This is a genomic window from Streptomyces sp. YKOK-I1, assembly GCF_054660435.1.
The window spans coordinates 9,113,013-9,129,550 of sequence record NZ_BAAGDR010000001.1 but is presented as its reverse complement, the minus strand read 5'-3'; the positions used below and the strand labels follow the sequence as shown (position 1 = coordinate 9,129,550).

Annotated in this window: 12 protein-coding genes; 3 read left to right on the top strand and 9 right to left on the bottom strand. The window is 72.8% G+C overall.

The genetic code is table 11. The annotated features are described in order from the left end of the window. Nucleotides 1–79: 79 nt before the first annotated feature. The 4 genes from ACYQ8Q_RS40705 to ACYQ8Q_RS40690 form a co-directional block, all read right to left on the bottom strand. Nucleotides 80–457: a toxin Doc gene (locus ACYQ8Q_RS40705; RefSeq protein WP_460071923.1), complete on the bottom strand. Its 378-nt coding sequence runs from the start codon at nt 455–457 to the stop codon at nt 80–82. Between the two features lie 3 nt (nt 458–460). Next, complete coding sequence (locus ACYQ8Q_RS40700) at nt 461–706, bottom strand: hypothetical protein (RefSeq protein ID WP_055631620.1); 246 nt, start codon at nt 704–706, stop codon at nt 461–463. Between the two features lie 79 nt (nt 707–785). Next, nucleotides 786–3,026 carry a glycoside hydrolase family 9 protein gene (locus tag ACYQ8Q_RS40695; RefSeq protein WP_460071921.1) on the bottom strand — a complete coding sequence of 747 codons (2,241 nt, stop codon included), beginning with the start codon at nt 3,024–3,026 and terminating at the stop codon, nt 786–788. 154 nt (nt 3,027–3,180) lie between these two features. Continuing rightward, nucleotides 3,181–6,264 carry a glycoside hydrolase family 2 TIM barrel-domain containing protein gene (locus ACYQ8Q_RS40690; protein WP_460071920.1) on the bottom strand — a complete coding sequence of 1,028 codons (3,084 nt, stop codon included), beginning with the start codon at nt 6,262–6,264 and terminating at the stop codon, nt 3,181–3,183. A gap of 301 nt (nt 6,265–6,565) precedes the next feature. Between ACYQ8Q_RS40690 and ACYQ8Q_RS40685 the strand changes: the two genes are divergently transcribed. Next, nucleotides 6,566–8,932: a SpoIIE family protein phosphatase gene (locus tag ACYQ8Q_RS40685; RefSeq protein ID WP_460071918.1), complete on the top strand. Its 2,367-nt coding sequence runs from the start codon at nt 6,566–6,568 to the stop codon at nt 8,930–8,932. Between the two features lie 156 nt (nt 8,933–9,088). Next, nucleotides 9,089–10,345 carry an SLC13 family permease gene (locus ACYQ8Q_RS40680; RefSeq protein ID WP_460073697.1) on the top strand — a complete coding sequence of 419 codons (1,257 nt, stop codon included), beginning with the start codon at nt 9,089–9,091 and terminating at the stop codon, nt 10,343–10,345. Nucleotides 10,346–10,362: 17 nt separating this feature from the next. Here the strand turns inward: ACYQ8Q_RS40680 and ACYQ8Q_RS40675 are convergent, their stop codons facing one another. Further along, nucleotides 10,363–12,357 carry an RICIN domain-containing protein gene (locus ACYQ8Q_RS40675; RefSeq protein ID WP_460071917.1) on the bottom strand — a complete coding sequence of 665 codons (1,995 nt, stop codon included), beginning with the start codon at nt 12,355–12,357 and terminating at the stop codon, nt 10,363–10,365. A 319-nt stretch (nt 12,358–12,676) separates the two neighbouring features. After that, nucleotides 12,677–13,600 carry a helix-turn-helix domain-containing protein gene (locus ACYQ8Q_RS40670; protein WP_460071915.1) on the bottom strand — a complete coding sequence of 308 codons (924 nt, stop codon included), beginning with the start codon at nt 13,598–13,600 and terminating at the stop codon, nt 12,677–12,679. A gap of 61 nt (nt 13,601–13,661) precedes the next feature. Here ACYQ8Q_RS40670 and ACYQ8Q_RS40665 point away from each other — a divergent pair, with 61 nt between their 5' ends. Then, entirely contained in the window at nt 13,662–14,435 is a 774-nt protein-coding gene (locus ACYQ8Q_RS40665) for a phytanoyl-CoA dioxygenase family protein (protein ID WP_460071914.1), read from the top strand. A gap of 77 nt (nt 14,436–14,512) precedes the next feature. On the opposite strand, the gene ACYQ8Q_RS40660 is transcribed toward ACYQ8Q_RS40665, so the two are convergent. The 3 genes from ACYQ8Q_RS40660 to ACYQ8Q_RS40650 form a co-directional block, all read right to left on the bottom strand. Beyond that, complete coding sequence (locus ACYQ8Q_RS40660; protein ID WP_460071912.1) at nt 14,513–15,481, bottom strand: aldo/keto reductase; 969 nt, start codon at nt 15,479–15,481, stop codon at nt 14,513–14,515. 74 nt (nt 15,482–15,555) lie between these two features. Further along, nucleotides 15,556–16,062, bottom strand: a complete 507-nt coding sequence (locus ACYQ8Q_RS40655; protein WP_460071909.1) for a flavoprotein — start codon at nt 16,060–16,062, stop codon at nt 15,556–15,558. 9 nt (nt 16,063–16,071) lie between these two features. Continuing rightward, complete coding sequence (locus ACYQ8Q_RS40650; protein WP_460071907.1) at nt 16,072–16,533, bottom strand: nuclear transport factor 2 family protein; 462 nt, start codon at nt 16,531–16,533, stop codon at nt 16,072–16,074. Nucleotides 16,534–16,538 lie beyond the last annotated feature (5 nt).

The window sequence follows — 16,538 nt, the reverse complement described above, 5'->3', positions numbered from 1 at the left end:
ACGGCGGCTCTCCTGCGCGCCACGGCCGCCGGCCCTGTTCCTCCCGCCCTGGGCCGGCGGCCACAAACATGTCGCAGGGCTATATCTGCCAGGACCGCAGCCGGTCCGCCGCCCCGTACACATCGGTCTTGCCGGCGATCAGGTCACGGGCGAGGTCGACGAGCGCGCCGTAGGGCGGGTCGATGCCGACGCCGCTGACGAACATGTAGGCCACCGCGGTCGCGCAGGCGAACCGGGCGTTGGCCGACGGCAGGGGCTTGAGCAGGGCGAGGGTGTGCAGCAGGGCGGCGGCCCGCCAGGCCGGGTCGGAGTCGACGCCGAGCCGGGGCGGATCCACCCGGTGCCGGGCGACGGCCGCGACCAGGGCGGAGAAGTCGTTGACGGTGGGCTGGTCCGGAAGGACCTCTTCGTGGCGCTGGAGCAGCCAGGGCACATCGATGTGGATGACGGGTGTCATCGGTCAGGCGACCCGCCCCTCGCCCTTGACGGCTGGTTCGTCGTCCGGGAACGCGGCCGCGAACTCGTCGGCGTGGGCGGAGAAGAAGCGGCGGAACGCCTCCGCGCCCTCCTGCAGCGCCCGGTGCCGCGCGATGTCGGCGGCGGCCGCCTCCCGCACGAGCGCCTTCATCGACGTGCCGCGTTCCTTGGCGATCTGCCGCAGGTCCTCCAGCTCGCGATCGCTGAACTCCACATTGAGGGCTGGCATGCCCTCACGGTACCGCCCGGGTACTTACTCGTAAATATCCCCAGGTCAAGCGAGTTTCCAGGCGGTACCGACAGCATGCCTAGCCTTGGTCCGCCACGAAGGACGCCAGCCGGGCCAGGGCCGCGTTCCAGTTGATCGCGGTCTCGTTCGTGGACCAGGACTGGATGTCGTCGATGTAGCAGAACTGGCCCACGCACCCCTGGAGTTTGCTCTGCGCGTAGGGGTCCTGGATGCTCGAGTTCGCGCCGCCCGCGAGGGTGCCCCTCGGCGGCTCGGGAAGGCCGGGGTCGAGCTGGTGGGCGTACCAGCGGCTGTGCTGGCGATGGGAGGCGACCTCGCCGTAGCCGGTGACGTAGGAGAGGTTGAGCGCGTTGCGGCCGAGGACGTAGTCCATGCTCTGGACGGCCCCGTCGCGGTACTTCGAGGCGCCGGTGAGGTCGTAGGCGGTGGCGATGACGACCGCGTTGTTCAGCACCTGGTGGCTGGAGCCCCAGTCGTAGCGGTTGCCGTCGGGGGCGTAGGGCATGCCGTACGGCTGTGCGGCGAGCGTGGCCAGGTAGGTGTCGGCGCCCCGCACCACGGACCGGCGGACCTGGTCCCGGCCGGGCAGCCGGTTGGGCACGAGCGCGAGGTCGAGGCGGCCGGCGCCGGCCGTGCGGGACCAGTCGAAGCCGCCTGGGACGAAGATGTCGGCGGTGTGCGCCGGGGAGCCGAGGACGTGGTCGGCGAACCGCTTCTCGCCGGTGGTGAGGTACAACTCGGCGGCCGCCCAGTAGAACTCGTCGGTCGCGTCGGCGTCGTCGTAGGTGCCGCCGCCGTTGCCGTCGGCGGGACTGGCGTGGACGTCGGGGTGGGCGAGGGCCGCCGCCCAGGCCTTGCGGGCCGCCGTGAGGGCCTGCGCCGCGAACTCCTTGTCGTAGGGCCGGTAGAGGCGGGCCGCCTGGGCGGCCGTGGCGGCGAGGTTGAGGGTGGCCGTGGTGGTCGGCGGGTGCAGCTCGCGCTTCTGCGGATCGGCGCTCGGCAGCAGGGGGAGGCCGGTCCACTGCTCGTCGTGGACCTTGTGGTGGACCATGCCGGCGAGCGGCTGTCCGTCCGGTACCTGCATCTTCAGCAGGAATTCCAGCTCCCAGCGGGCCTCGTCGAGGATGTCCGGCACCTTGTTGCCGCTCTCGGGGAGGGCGAGGGTGCCGTCGCCCAGTGTCGAGGGCCGGCCGGTGCGGGCGTGCAGGGAGCGCTCGTAGGTGCTGAGCAGCTCCCAGGTGGCTATGCCGCCGTTGACGACGTACTTGCCGTGGTCGCCCGCGTCGTACCAGCCGCCGCTGACGTCGAGACGGTAGTCGCAGACCCCCGGCTGGCAGGGGACGCTGGTGTCGCCCTGGTTGGGCGCGACGCCGACGTGGCCGGCCGCCCTGCCGTAGCCGGGGCGCAGGTCGTCGCGGATCGCGGTGCCGCTGCGCTGGGTGTAGTAGTACTTCACCGCGTCCAGCCGCAGCTGCTCGTAGGCCGTCGTGCCGATGTCGAACGGGCGGCTGGTCTCGCCGTCGGCGACCAGCGTGAGGCCCGTGCCGCGCCCCCGGTAGGCGCCGAAGTCGATGGAGTGGACGCGCTGCCCGGAGGAGACGTCGAGGCCACGCGGCACGGTCCAGCCATGGGCGACCGTCGCCCCGGCGGCGTTCTTCAGCTGCCAGGGCAGCTTCGCGGTCGCGTCGGTGACGAGGGTGGCGTTCTTCGGCCCGGCGGGCAGATAGGCGACCTGGTTGACGCGCACCCGTGGCCCGGTGTCGGGCTCGTAGACCTCCGGGGGCACCCCGCCGAGCAGGGACACGTCGTCCAGGCAGAACCGCCACGGGTCGGTGCTGCCCCCGACCTGGAAGGCGACCTGCCCCTCGGTGGAGTCGACCGGCGAGGTGAAGGTGTATGTGTAGGAGTCGCCCGACGCGCCCAGCACCGGCGTCGCCTCGTACCAGGTGTCGTACGGGGCGGCCCCGAGCCCCACGATCGCCCGCACCACATGCCCCTCGGGCACCCCGGAGGCGGCGAAGGAGAAGCGGTACGAGGACCCCTTGACCAGGGTGATCGCGTTCTGGCCGAGCGCGGAGTCCCAGCGGTTGGCGGTGCCGCCGGGGACGTCCGCGCACAGGCGGCCGTCGGACAGGCCGGCGGTGACGTTGCTGGTCCACCAGGGGTCGGCGGTGGTGTCGAAGCCGCCGTTCCTGACCTGCTCGACCTCGTCGGCGCCGGCCTGCCGCACGGGCAGCGCCGTGAGGGCGGCGCCCAGCAGGGCCGCGAGGGACAGCAGGGCGGTTCTGCGTCGTGTCACGTCCGGCTCCTCGGTCAGCGTCATGGGAGCGCTCCCAAATAGGCGCAGGGACATGCTTGTCCCAGTCATGACACCGCGTCAACGGTCCGGACGGGAACGGACGGCCCTCCCCCGCCCGGCCCCCGCCCGGCCCCCGCCCGGACCGCTGACCCGGTCACGTCTCCCACCTGCTGATCCGCACGGCTCCTTGGGCCGTGCCGGGTGCGGCACTGGTGAACGTCAGCCGCACCCGGGAGCCGCGCACCGCGTCGAAGGTGACGACGGTCGGGGCGTCCGAGTCCGTGGCCCACTCCACGGCCGCCCCGGTGACCGGCGTGTACCGCCGCCCGTCCCCCACCGCGACCTCGATCGACGCGGGCAGGCTGTGCGTGGCGTCCACGGTGAAGGAGACCGCCACCCGGTCCACGTCCCGGGTGCGCCCCCAGTCGACCGAGACCCAGTCCGTCGGCCGGGCCCCGCCGAAGGCGGGCAGCAGCGCGGTGGCCGCCTTGGTGAAGGCGTTCGACCAGCCGGTGGCCGGGTTCCCGTCCAGCATCGCGGCGGGCAGGGTGTCCGCCCGTCCGGAGTAACTGGCGTCCGCATAGGGGTAGTTCACGGGTTCGGGGGAGGCGGGGGCGAACGCGGCGGCGGGCGTGGCGGCCACCCGGCGGGCCCGGGTGGTGCGCACGGTGGCGGTGCCCTCGCGCAGCCCCTCCACCCGGGCGGTCACCTTCAGGGGCCCCGCCTCGGTTCCCGCGCGCACGATCGCGAGCGCCTTGCCGTGGAAGGCGGTCCGGGTGCTCGCCTGGTACGGCTCGGCGCTCTCCTGGCGTCCGTTGTCGAGTCCGGCGAGCGAACCGCCGCTCACCGCGAAGGAGATGAGGTGCTCGGCGTCCGGGACGAGAACCCCGTGCGCGTCGACGACGTCGGCGGTGACGAAGACGAGGGAACGCCCGTCCGCCGGGAGGGAGGTGCGGTCAGGGGTGAGCCGTACGGCGTGCGGGGCGCCGGCCGTACGCAGGACGTCGGTGGCGACGACCCTGCCGCCGCGCCGGGCCACCGCCTTCAACACCCCTGGTTCATAGGCGACTTTCCAGGTCAGGTGCAGTGTGCCCGCGCTGCCGTTCGGGCTCGTGTAACTGCCCGGCCAGGGGCCGGTGGTGAAGGTCTTGTCGTCGCCGGTGGCCTCGGTGGTCTCCAGGTAGACGCGGCCGTCCACGGTCGTCTTGGTGTCGAACGTCCGCACGCCCAGCGACGTTCCGTTGAGATACAGCTCGACGGTGTCGACGTTGGCGTACGCCCACACCTCGACCGTGTCGCCCTCCTCGTGGTTCCAGGTGGCCGGCAGCAGATGGACCATCGGCTCGTCCGTCCACTGGCTCCGGAACAGGTGGTACATGTCCTTGGGGAAGCCGGCCGTGTCGACCGCGCCGAAGAAGGAGGCCTTCACCGGGAAGACGTTGTACGGGGTCGGCTCACCGATGTAGTCGATGCCGGACCACAGGAACTGCCCGGCGAACCACTTGCGGTCCCGGTCCTTCTTGTGGCCGTACTCGCCGCTCATCGTCCAGGAGGCGAGGTTGTTGTCGTAGGACGAGGTGGCGCGCCTGCCGGGGGTGTGGTTCTCGCCGGTGTTCAGGTGCTCGGGTTCCTGGTACGTCCCTCGGGTCGAGGTCTCCGAGGAGGACTCGGACTCGAAGAGGAACAGATGCGGGTAGGCGGCGTGCAGCGCGTCCACGCTCTTCGCGGTGTTGTAGTTGAGGCCGAGGCCGTCGAGCTTGGCCAGCATCAGATCGGCGGCGGAGCCCTTGGCGGGCGGGGTGCGGTACTTGTCGGAGCCGATGACCAGCGGGCGGGTGCCGTCGGCCGCCCTGATCGCGGCGATGATCCGGTCGGCCATGGCGAGTCCGGCGGTGGAGGTGGAGTCGGTGATCTCGTTGCCGATGGACCAGAGCACCACGGCGGGCGAGTTGCGGGCGGCGAGGACCATCTCACCGGCGTCCTTGTCGCACCACTCGTCGAAGAACCGGCCGTAGTCGTAGCGGGTCTTGCCGGTCCGCCAGCAGTCGAAGGCCTCCACCATCATCACGATGCCCAGCTCCTCGCAGACCTCGATCATCTCGGGCGAGGGCGGGTTGTGGGAGGTGCGGAAGGCGTTGACCCCCATCGACCGCATGATCGTCATCTGGCGGCGGATCGCGTCCTTGTTCACCGCGGCGCCGAGGGCGCCCAGGTCGTGGTGGAGGTCCACCCCCTTGATCTTGGCGTGCCTGCCGTTGAGGAAGAAGCCCTCGTCCGGATCGAAGCGGAAGGTGCGGATCCCGAAGGGGGTGCGGAAGGTGTCGGTGACCCGGCCGGAGACCCTCAGCTCGGTCTGCAGGGTGTAGCGGTGGGGCGCCGCGAAGTCCCACAGCCGCGGGCGGTCCACGGTGAGCCGCTGGGTCTCGGTGGCCCGCTCCCCCACGGTGACCGTGGAGGCCGTACGCGCGACGGTACGGCCGTTCGGCGCGACGATCCGGGAGACGACCTCCACCTCCGTGTCCGCGCCGGAGGCGTTCTCGACGGCGGTCGCCACCTGCACGAGGGCGCGCTCGGCGGTGACCTCGGGGGTGGTGACGTACGTGCCCAGGCGGGCGACGTGCACCGGTTCCGTGACGACCAGGCGGGCCTCGCGGTAGATCCCGCTGCCGGAGTACCAGCGGCTGCTGGGGAGGCGGTTCTGCACCTTGACCGCGATCACGTTCCCGGTGGTGCCGTCGGTGTGCAGCAGCCCGGTCAGATCGAAGGCGAAGCCGGTGTAGCCGTAGGGGTGGCGGCCGACCTCGGTGCCGTTGCAGTAGACGTACGCGTCCATGTGGACGCCGTCGAACTCGACCGATATCCGCTTGCCCGCGTGGGCGGGCGACAGCGTGAAGCCGAGGCGGTACCAGCCGAGGCCGCCCGGGAAGAAGCCGGTGCCGCTGGTGGTGCCGTGCTCGGTGGTGGGGCCCTGCTCGATGCTCCAGTCGTGCGGGACGGCGACCTCGCGCCAGGCCGAGTCGTCGTGGCCGGGAGTGGCCGCGTCGGCGTACGCGCCGGTCGGGTCGGTGATCCCGCCCGGGTTGACCAGCGCGAAGCGCCAGCCGTCGCGCAGGGCGACCGTGTGGCGGCCGGCGGTGTGCCCGGCCGCCGGAGCCGCCTCGGCCGGACCGGCGGGGAGGGCTCCGGCGGCCGGGGCGGCCGCGGAGGCGATCAAGACGGATCTGCGAGTGACTGTCACTGGCGGCTCTCCCTCTCAGGACCCAGAAGTACTCACAACTGATCTGACAACTGATCGTGACCAAACAGAATCTGACGACGAGCCCCTCCTGCCCGTCAAGGGGCCGGGGGCGTCCTGACGCCCCACGGGTGACAGTCGCGTCCGGCATGCCGCTTCGGCCGGAATTGACCCTTGACCTCGGCAGGAATGAGACCGCGCGGCCCCCGGAGGGGGTTCCCGTCCGCGCACGAGCGGAACGGACTAGGCTGGAACGGATGTGGCGCGCCTGTTCACTGTGAGTGTCCGCGATGGAGTGGCGACGATGAGCCCGGAGTATCCGTTCGACGAGGCCGCGACGGCCCGGGTGGTCGTCGACGACACCGGCACGGTCGTCGGCTGGAACGAGGGCGCCCGCACCCTGCTGGGCTGGGCGTCGCCCGAGGTGCTCGGCCGGCCCGCAGGCGAGCTCCTCGCGGAGGGCAGGCCTCCGGCCCCCACCGGCCCCCGCTGGGACGGCACGCTGGCGCTGCGCCACCGCGACGGCCGGACCGTACGGGTGTGGCTGCTCGCCCACCACCGCCCGGCCCTGCACGACACCCCGGGCACCTGGCTCGTCGTGACCCCGCTCACCCCGGACGGCTCCCGCGCCTCCGACGACCCCCTGGACACGGCCGCGCTGGCCCAGGCGCCGTGCGCCGTCGCCGTCTACGACGAGCAACTGCGGCTGGCCCGGGTCAACGACGCGATGGCCGCGGCGATCGGTCTGCCCGAGGAACGCATCAGAGGGCTGCGGCTCTCCGAGATCGGCGGCCGGCCGCAGAGCGCCGAACTGGAGACGCACATGATCCGGGTGCTCGCCAACGGACGGGCCGAGGACATCCAGATCTACACCCGCACCGGCGGCGAGGAACGGGCGCACGCCTGGCTGGCGCGGTTCAAGCCGGTCACCGACGCCGCGGGCCGGGTGCGCGGCGTGTGCCTCGCCGCGCACGACTTCACCGAGAACTACCTCGCCCGCGAGCGGCTGCGGCTGGTCAACGAGGCCAGCGTGCGGATCGGCAGCACCCTCGACGTCACCCGGACGGCTCAGGAGCTGACCGAGGTGTGCGTGCCCGCGCTCGCCGACTTCGTCAGCGTCGATCTGCTGGACCCCCAGGACGGTGGCGATCCGCCCACCCGGCTCGTCGCCCCGCTGGAACTGCGCCGGGCCGCGCACCACTCCGTCGACGCCGGCAACCCGATGGCCGTGGCCAAGCCCGGGGACGTCCTGCGCTATCCGGCCGGCTCCCCGCAGGCCGACTCGCTGATCGCGGGCCGCACCATCGTCGCCTCGGTGGACGAGCTGAACGCCTGGCTGGCCTGGGACACCCTGCGCGGCGAGCGGGTGCGCGAGTTCGGCATCCACTCCACCATGTCGGTGCCGATCCGGGCCCGGGGCGCGACCCTGGGCGTCGCGGTCCTCACCCGCTACCAGCGGCCGGACCCCTTCACCCCGGACGATGTGCTGCTCGCCGAGGAGATCACCGCCCGGGCGGCCGTCTGCATCGACAACGCCCGCCGGTTCTCCCGCGAGCGCGACACGGCCCTCGCCCTGCAGCGCAGCCTGCTCCCGCGTTCCCTGCCCGAGACGGTCGCCGTCGACGCCGCCTCCCGCTATCTGCCGGCCGCGCGCGCCGGGGTGGGCGGCGACTGGTTCGACGTGATCCCGCTGTCGGGGATGCGGGTCGCCATGGTCGTCGGGGACGTGGTCGGCCAGGGCATCCAGGCCTCGGCGACGATGGGCCGGCTGCGGACCGCCGTGCGCACCCTCGCCGACATCGACCTGGCCCCCGACGAGTTGCTCACCCACCTCGACGATCTCGTCGTACGGCTGTCCGAGGAGGCCGGCGGCGAGGGCAACCCCGGCGAGGTCGGCGCGAGCTGTCTGTACGCGGTGTACGACCCGGTGTCCCGGCGGTGCACGCTGGCCCGGGCCGGACATCCCCCGCCGCTGCTGCTGCGGCCGGACGGCGCGCCGCACCGGATCGATCTGCCCGCCGGTCCCCCGCTGGGCGTCGGGGGGCTGCCGTTCGAGTCGGCGGAGCTGGAGCTGACCGAGGGCAGCGTGCTGGCGTTCTACACGGACGGGCTGCTCGCGTCCGGCGAGCGGGACGCGGAGGCCGGTCACCGGCTGCTCAGCGAGGCCCTCTCCGCGTACGCGGACTCCCTGGACGAGACCTGTGACCGGGTGCTGCACGCCCTGCTGCCGGCCGGGGGCGTCGCCGACGACGTGGCGCTGCTGCTGGCGCGCACCCGGGGGCTGCCCGCGTCCCAGGTCGCGACCTGGGACATCCCCGCCGATCCGGCGCTGGTCGCGCCGATCCGCAAGCAGGTCGTCGACCAGCTCGCGCGCTGGGAGATGAGTGAGGCGTCGTTCACGGCCGAGCTGGTGGTGAGCGAGCTGGTCACCAACGCGATCCGGTACGGGGCCCATCCGATACGGCTGCGGCTGATCCACGATGCGACGACGTTGATCTGTGAGGTGTCCGACACCAGTCACACCGCGCCGCATCTGCGGCGGGCGAAGACGTGGGACGAGGGTGGGCGGGGGTTGCTGCTGGTCGCGCAGCTCACGCGGCGGTGGGGGAGCCGGCACACGACGGAGGGAAAGACGATCTGGGCGGAGCTGGGGCTCTTCGAGGAGGAGTAGGGCGTTCGCCGTGGTGGGTTAGGTTTGACGGCGCGTGCGGGCCGTCCTGGGCTGGTCGCGCCCACGCGGCGGAGCCGCACATTCAATACAGCCCCGCGCCCCTGGGTGGGCAGAAGGGGCCTGAACCGTCGTCCGACCGTCTCTCGGAGTTTTGTCCTGAACGCCCCGCTTGCCGAAGCCCTGTCCGTCTGCCTGCTCGTCGCCTCCCTCGCGTGGGCCGTGGTGCGGCCCGCCGGGCGGTCGGAGGCGTTCGTCGCCGTTCCGGCCGCCGTGGTGGCCGTGGGGCTGGGGGCGATCTCGCCGGGGCACGCGCTGGCGGAGACCGAGCGGCTGGGGCCGGTCGTCGGGTTTCTCGCAGCGGTGCTGGTGCTGGCGCATCTGTGTGACGTCGAGGGTCTCTTCACGGCGTGCGGGGCGTGGATGGCCCGGCGGGCGGCGGGGCGGCCCCGGCGGCTGCTGACCTCGGTGTTCGTGCTGGCCTCCATCATCACGGCCGTGCTCAGTCTGGATGCGACGGTGGTGCTGCTGACGCCGGTGGTGTTCGCCACGGCGGCCCGGATGGGGGTGCGCTCGAAGCCGCATGTCTATGCCTGCGCGCATCTGTCCAACACGGCCTCGCTGCTGCTGCCGGTGTCGAATCTGACGAACCTGCTGGCGTTCACCGCGAGCGGGCTGAGCTTCACCCGGTTCGCGGCGCTGATGGCGCTGCCGTGGCTGGTCGCGGTGAGCCTGGAGTACGCGGTCTTCCGGCGCTTCTTCGCCGACGACCTGCCCGCCGGACCGTCCGGTGCCGTGTCCGAGGCCGGTCCGGCACCCGAGCTGCCGCTGTTCGCGCTGGTCACGGTGGGGTGCACGCTGGCCGGGTTCGTGGTGGCCTCGGCGCTCGGTATCGAACCGGCGTGGGCGGCGCTCGCGGGCGCCCTGGTGATGGCCGGGCGGGCGCTGGCGCGGCGGCGGGTGACGCCGGTGGCCGTGGTGCGGTCGGCGGCGCCCGGGTTCCTGGCCTTCGTGCTCGCGCTCGGGATCGTCGTCCGGGCGGTCGTCGACAACGGGCTCGCCGACGCGCTGCGGCATGCCCTGCCGGACGGCTCGGGGCTGATCGCGCTGTTCGGCGCGGCCGCGCTGGCCGCCGTGCTCGCCAATCTGATCAACAATCTGCCGGCGGTCCTGGTGCTGGTCCCGCTGGCGGCCCCGGCCGGGACCGGGGCCGTCCTCGCGGTGCTCCTCGGGGTGAACATCGGCCCCAACCTGACGTACGCCGGTTCGCTCGCGACCCTGCTGTGGCGGCGGGTGGTGCAGGAGCGGGCGGAGCACGTCGAGGTCGGGGAGTTCACTCGGCTGGGGCTGCTCACCGTGCCGGTCACGCTGGGCGCGGCGGTCGTGGCACTGTGGGTGTCGCTCCAGGTGGTCTGAGCCCGCCGAGGTCTCCGTCAGCGGCGGCCGCCGCCGGAGTAGCCGCTGCCGGAGCCGTACCCGCCGCCGGAGCCGTTGCCGTTGCCGGAGGAACCGTAGCCGGAGCCGCCGTAGCCGTACCCGGAACCGCCGTCCTTGCCGCCCCAGGTGCAGTAGTACCAGGAGGAGTACGAGCAGGAGGTGCCCGAGGAGGAGCTGCCGGAGGAGGAGGTGCCCGAGGAGCTCTTCGTCGTCGGGGTGGCCGAAGGGGCCGGGTCGGCCGACTTGGGCGTGGCCGCCTGGGGGGTCGCGGTCGGCGTCGGGCCGGCGGACCCGGTGTCGTCGGCGCCCCAGTTGACGAATTCCATCTGCGGGTCGGGCTGCGAGGTGTCGATCACCCAGCGCTGGGAGGTGCCGTTCGCGCGGTTCTTCAGGACCAGGGCTCCCGAGCCGTCGGTGGCGGCGGGGGCGAGGGCCAGGTTCTGGTCGGAGCGCGGGACGAGCGTGCCCTGGAGGGTGAAGTCGTACCGGACGTTCTTCGCGGTCCCCGCGGAGGAGTCCGCGCACTCGCCGAGCCGCACGGCGTAGCCGAGGTGGGAGTCGAGGCACAGGTTCGGGTCGGCGGCGCTGCGCAGCAGTCCGTCGGTCTCGTACGTCCACTGCTGGCCGGCGTCGGAGGAGCAGGTGGCCAGCTCGGTGTCGGCGCCCTTGGCCGCCTTGCCGCCGGCGACGCCGATGCAGAGCCCGGAGGCGACGTTGTGCAGTCGGCCGCGCAGGGTGCCCTGGGTCTCCTGGTCGGCGATCCAGGACGGGGTGTCGGTGGCGGTGTCGGTGCCCGCGGAGGGGGTCTTGGTGCCCTCGCCCGCGGTCGAGCCGGAGCCGCCGTCGGTGCCGAGGGCGGCCCACACCACGAGCGGGAGGACGACCATGCCGCTGACCGTCAGGACGGCGGCGGTGAGGTTGCGGCGGCGGATCCGGCGGGCCGCCTTGCGGTCCGAGCGGCGGGACGCGGGACGCAGGGCGAGCTCGGTTCCGGAGCCGGGGCCGGCCGCAGGCCGGGGCGCCTCGGCCCCGCCCCGGGCACCGGACGCGAGGGTCGGCGCGCCGGCGGGCGTCCGGGGCGCGGCCGGTTCGCCGTCGAAGGCCTCGCCGGTGGCGCCGGGGTGCCGCTCCGGCGCGGGCGCCGCCGCCCGTTCGCGGCCGTCCGCGGTGGCCCGGCCCTCCAGGTAGGCGCCGGCCGCCCAGCCGAGGATGCCCTCGGCCAGGGCGACGCCGAGCAGTCCCTCGAACTGGAGGAGCTGGTCGGCGGTGTGCGCACAGTGCCGGCACTGCTCGGTGTGGCCGCGCAGATCGGGGTCGACGTCCAGGCCGCCGCGGCGGCAGGTGACGTCCAGCAGACGGTGGTAGCGGTGGCACTCGTCGTCGGTGGCCTGTTCGCGGTGGACCTGGAGGACCTCCTCGCGCAGCCGCTCGCGGGAGCGGCGCAGTTCGACGTGGGCGCCCTCCTCGTCGAGGCCGAGCAGTCCGGCGGGGATCGCGAGGGGTTCGGCCTCGGCCTCGCAGTGCCAGAGCAGGCAGCGGGCCGACTGGGGCAGCCGCTGGAAGGCGCGGGCGATCATACGGCGGTTGGCCGGCGGGAGCAGCCGGGCGGCGACGGGGGTGTCGTCGGCGTCCTGGACGCGCAGGGCGGGGTGGAGCAGGTCGCGGCGGCCGTCGGCGTCCCACTCGGCGGCGAGCCGGCGGACGGTGGCCAGGAGATGGGGGCGCCAGGCGGCGGTCGGTCCGTCCTGGTGCTGGGTCGCACCGAACAGCCGGGTGAAGGCGGCGGTGGTGAGCATGCCGGCCGCGCGTTCGCCGTCGGTGCACAGCCGCGCGTAGGAGAAGACCGCCTCCCAGTGCCGGTCCAGCAACTCACCGACGGGATGGAGTGCGGGCTCCTCCCCCGTCCATTGGGTCAGTTCCGCGCTCAGCTGTTCGTCCGTCACGTCGAGGCGGCGAGCCGAAGGGGAATTCGACAGGCCTGCGTCATTCACGGCTGCATTCCTCCTGGAGGCATGTCCGGGGGGAGCGGGACATGCGGCAATAGGCAGGGTTCGACACCTGTGAGGTCAGCGGAGGAGCTGGCTCTTGTGAAGCGTGGGGGGTGTGACGGAACACAGGGGCCTCGCGCGCACAGGGGAGAAAACGTTGTCCGTGCGCCGACACGCCACACCTTCGCACAGCCGGACCAGGAGGAACAAGAGATCTCGCGGTTTCGTGCACGGCGTGCGGGGCCCAGGAATTGACGAAACGTCAATGCACTGTCTGAGTTAGGGAGGGTCCCGGTATCGGTGTCCCTTTTTGCCGTCGTTTTCAGGGGCCGTTTCCCGGGGGGTCCATTGTGGCGCGTATTCCGTCCCGGTACGCGCCGGGCGGACTGCCGTATCGGGCGCGGAACACCCGTGTGAAGTGGAACGGGCTCACGAATCCCGAGGCCGCCGCGACGCGTTCCACGGGGAGGTCGGTGCCCTCCAGCAGCCGGGCGGCGTGCCGCAGCCGCGCCTCGCGCAGGGCCCGCATCGGGGACTGGCCGGTCTGCTCGGTGAACAGGTGGGACAGCCGGGAGGGGGACAGCGCGACCAGGGCGGCGAGCGAGTCGACGGTGTGCGGGGCGCCGGGGTCGGCGGCGAGGAGCGCCTGGACGCGCCGGACGCGCTCGTCGAGGCCGGGTGGGGCAAGGGGTGCACGGGCGGCGGCCGTGGTGAGCAGGACGGCCTCCTCCAGTGCGCACAGGGCGAGTTCACGGGCGGTGGTGCCGTGTGCCACGGCGATGCCGCAGCCGTCCGGCGCCTGCTCGGCTCCCCCGGGCCGGCGGGCGTCGGCGTACAGTCGCCGGAACGCGGCCTCGACGCGCGGGTGCAGGGCCCTGGGCACGGGGGTCACGGCGTACAGGCCGTCGTCGGTGCCGTACGGGCGCAGCCAGGGGGTCCAGGAGGGGCGGGCCTGACAGTGCGCCCACCAGAACCGCCAGTGGGGGGCGCCGGGTTCGACCGAGTAGCCGTGCGGGACACCCGGCGCGAGGGCGATCAGATCACCGGCGCCGGCCCGTACCTCGCTCGCGCCCTGCCGCAGCCGGCCCCGCCCCGCGGTCGTCCAGGTGAACAGCCAGCTGTCCGATCCCCCGGGCCTGTCGACCCCGTACCCCGGGCGCTCGTCGAAATGGGCGGCGACCACCAGACCGGGCGGCGGCGAGGGATCCCCGGGCCCGGCAGCGGCGGGCAGGTCGTCAGCAGGCATGGGCATCCTCCGGTGGGCCGGGTCCGCCTCACGATAAGGGGACCGATCAAGGAGGGCACCCATGCTGCGGCAGTACGAGGAGGACGGCTTCACGGTCGTCCGGGGGCTGTTCGGACACGACGAAGTGGAGCGCCTGCGCGCGGAGTTCGCGGGGCTGCAGGCGGCGGGGCGGGCGGTTCCGGGGCACTTCGAGCCGCGCGCCGGGGACGATCCGCTGGACCGGTTCCCGAGGGTGATGCATCCGCACGAGATCAGTGCGCTCGCCCGGCGGGTGCTGCTGGACGGGCGGTTGCGGGAGGTGCTGGAGACACTGCTGGGCGAGGAGGTGCTGGCCGCGCAGAGCATGTTCTACTTCAAGCCGCCGGGGGCGCGGGGGCAGGCGCTGCACCAGGACAACTTCTATCTGCGGGTGGAGCCGGGCACCTGTGTGGCGGCCTGGCTGGCGTGCGACGAGATCGACCGGGGGAACGGGGGGCTGGAAGTCGTCCCCGGTACGCATCGGATGGAGGTGTTCTGTCCGGAGGAGGCGGACGCGGAGGTGTCGTTCGCGCGGGAGTATGTGCCCCCGCCGGCCGGGCTGGCGCCCGTGCCGGTGGACATGGCGCCGGGGGATGTCCTGTTCTTCAACGGGAGTCTGGTGCACGGGTCTCCGCCGAACCGGAGCGGGGATCGGTTCCGGCGGTCGTTCATCGGGCATTACGTGGGGCGGTCGGCGGAGCGGATCGGGCGGTATTACCGGACCATGTCGATGAGTGGGGCGAGGGTTTCACTGCGGGAGAGTGAAGGCGCCGGGCCCTGCGGTACGGAGTTCGCCCCGGCGGCGGGTCCGCATTAGCCGTTCGGCGGGTGCGGGTGCGTGGGGGCTGGTCGCGCAGTTCCCCGCGCCCGTGAGGGGCGCGCTTCAGTGGCCCTTCAGTGGCCGGAGATGGGATGGGGGCTGTAGGGGCGTTCCAGTTCCTGCCGTTCCTTTTCGGTCAGCTCCAGTTCCACCGCCGCCACCGCGTCCTCGATGTGCCGGGGCTTCGAGGCGCCGATGATCGGGGCCGTGACCTGGGGCTGGTGGAGGAGCCAGGACAGGGCCACCTGGGCGCGGGGGACCTCGCGGGTGGCGGCGATGCGGGAGACCGCCTCGACGATGGTGTGGTCGCCCTCCAGGTAGAGCGTGCTGCCGAAGGTGTCCGTGGCGCTGCGCTCGGTGGGGGTGCCCCAGTCGCGGGTGAGGCGGCCCCGGGCCAGAGGGCTCCAGGGCAGGACGCCCACGCCCCGGTCGGCGCAGAGCGGCAGCATCTCGCGCTCCTCCTCGCGGTACAGGAGGTTGTAGTGGTTCTGCATGGACACGAACGTGGTCCAGCCGTGTCGTTCGGCGGTGTACTGCATCTTGGAGAACTGCCAGGCGTACATCGAACTCGCCCCGATGTAGCGGACCTTGCCCGCCTTGACCACGTCGTGGAGCGCCTCCATCGTCTCCTCGACCGGGGTGTGCGGGTCGTAGCGGTGGATCTGGTAGAGGTCGACGTGGTCGGTGCCGAGGCGGGTCAGGCTGTGGTCCAGTTCGGAGAGGATCGCCTTGCGGGAGAGGCCGCCGCCGTTGGGGCCCGGGCGCATCCGGCCGTGCACCTTCGTGGCGAGGACGATCTCGTCGCGGCGGGCGAGGTCGCGCAGCGCCCGGCCGACGATCTCCTCGCTGGTGCCGTCGGAGTAGACGTTCGCGGTGTCGAAGAAGTTGATGCCGGCGTCCAGCGCCTGGCGGATCAGCGGACGTGCGGCCTCCGCGTCGAGGGTCCACTCGTGCGCGCCCCGGTCGGGAAGGCCGTAGGTCATGCAGCCCAGACAGATCCGCGACACGTCCAGACCCGTCGAACCGAGCTTCACGTACTGCATCGATGCTGCTCCTGACTCGGTGGGGAGTACACAGAGGGGAGCCTACGTCGGCGCGGGCCGCTCCCCCGGGTGACTCACTCCACCAGGTCCAGCGCCCGTTCCCAGCCGAACTCCCCGCCCTGGTGGGGAGGTCCGAGGCGGACGCCCATGCCGCGCAGCCGTATGAGGCTGTCCTGGTAGGCGGGGTGGGCGGCGAGGCCGTCGGAGACGCAGGGCAGGACGCCGACCGGGACGCTTTGGCCGGTGACCTCGCACAGGGTGCCGAGGGCCAGGGTGTCGGCGATGCCCGCCGCCCACTTGTTGATCGTGTTGAAGGTGGCCGGGGCGACGACGACCGCGTCCGGGTCGGGGAAGGGGCGCGGGTCTCCCGGGCGCCGCCAGGCGGAGCGGATCGGCCGGCCGGTCTGCGCCTCGACGGCGGCGGTGTCGAAGAAGCCGTTCATGGCGTGCGGGGTGGCGATGACCCCGACCTGCCACTCCCGTTCCTGAGCGGCGGTGATCAGCCTGCCGACGCCCGAGGCGACGCCGGCGGCGCAGACGACGACGTAGAGGAAGGGCGGCTTCTCCTCGGGTGCGGTCACCCGGGCACCCTATGCGAGCGGGAAGGAGAGCCCTCGCTCGGAGTCGGGGCGCGGGCCGTGGAGGCGGCGGTCCCCTTCGTCGATCCGTACGTCGTTGATGCTCGCTTCCCGGCGGGTCATCAGTCCGCGCGCGTCGAACTCCCAGAGTTCGTTGCCGTACGACCGCCACCACCGGCCGTCGGCGTCCCGCGACTCGTACTGGAAGCGGACGGCGATGCGGTTCCCGTCGAACGCCCACAGGTCCTTGCGCAGGGCGTACTCGCGCTCGCGGGCCCACTTGGCGGTCAGGAAGTCGACGATCGCGGCGCGGCCGGTGAGGAAGGTGTCGCGGTTGCGCCAGACGGAGTCCTCGGAGTAGGCGAGCGCGACGCGGTGCGGGTCGCGGGTGTTCCAGGCGTCCTCGGCGGCCTGGACCTTCTGTGCGGCGGTCTCCCGGGTGAAGGGCGGGAAGGGCGGTCGGGGGTCGGACATGGGGC

Bases quoted from the DNA above. Each gene is read 5' to 3' on its own strand.
- ACYQ8Q_RS40705 (WP_460071923.1), bottom strand. From the start codon at position 457: ATGACACCCGTCATCCACATCGATGTGCCCTGGCTGCTCCAGCGCCAC.
- ACYQ8Q_RS40700 (WP_055631620.1), bottom strand. From the start codon at position 706: ATGCCAGCCCTCAATGTGGAGTTCAGCGATCGCGAGCTGGAGGACCTG.
- ACYQ8Q_RS40685 (WP_460071918.1), top strand. From the start codon at position 6,566: ATGAGCCCGGAGTATCCGTTCGACGAGGCCGCGACGGCCCGGGTGGTC.
- ACYQ8Q_RS40670 (WP_460071915.1), bottom strand. From the start codon at position 13,600: ATGCCTGCTGACGACCTGCCCGCCGCTGCCGGGCCCGGGGATCCCTCG.
- ACYQ8Q_RS40665 (WP_460071914.1), top strand. From the start codon at position 13,662: ATGCTGCGGCAGTACGAGGAGGACGGCTTCACGGTCGTCCGGGGGCTG.
- ACYQ8Q_RS40660 (WP_460071912.1), bottom strand. From the start codon at position 15,481: ATGCAGTACGTGAAGCTCGGTTCGACGGGTCTGGACGTGTCGCGGATC.
- ACYQ8Q_RS40650 (WP_460071907.1), bottom strand. From the start codon at position 16,533: ATGTCCGACCCCCGACCGCCCTTCCCGCCCTTCACCCGGGAGACCGCC.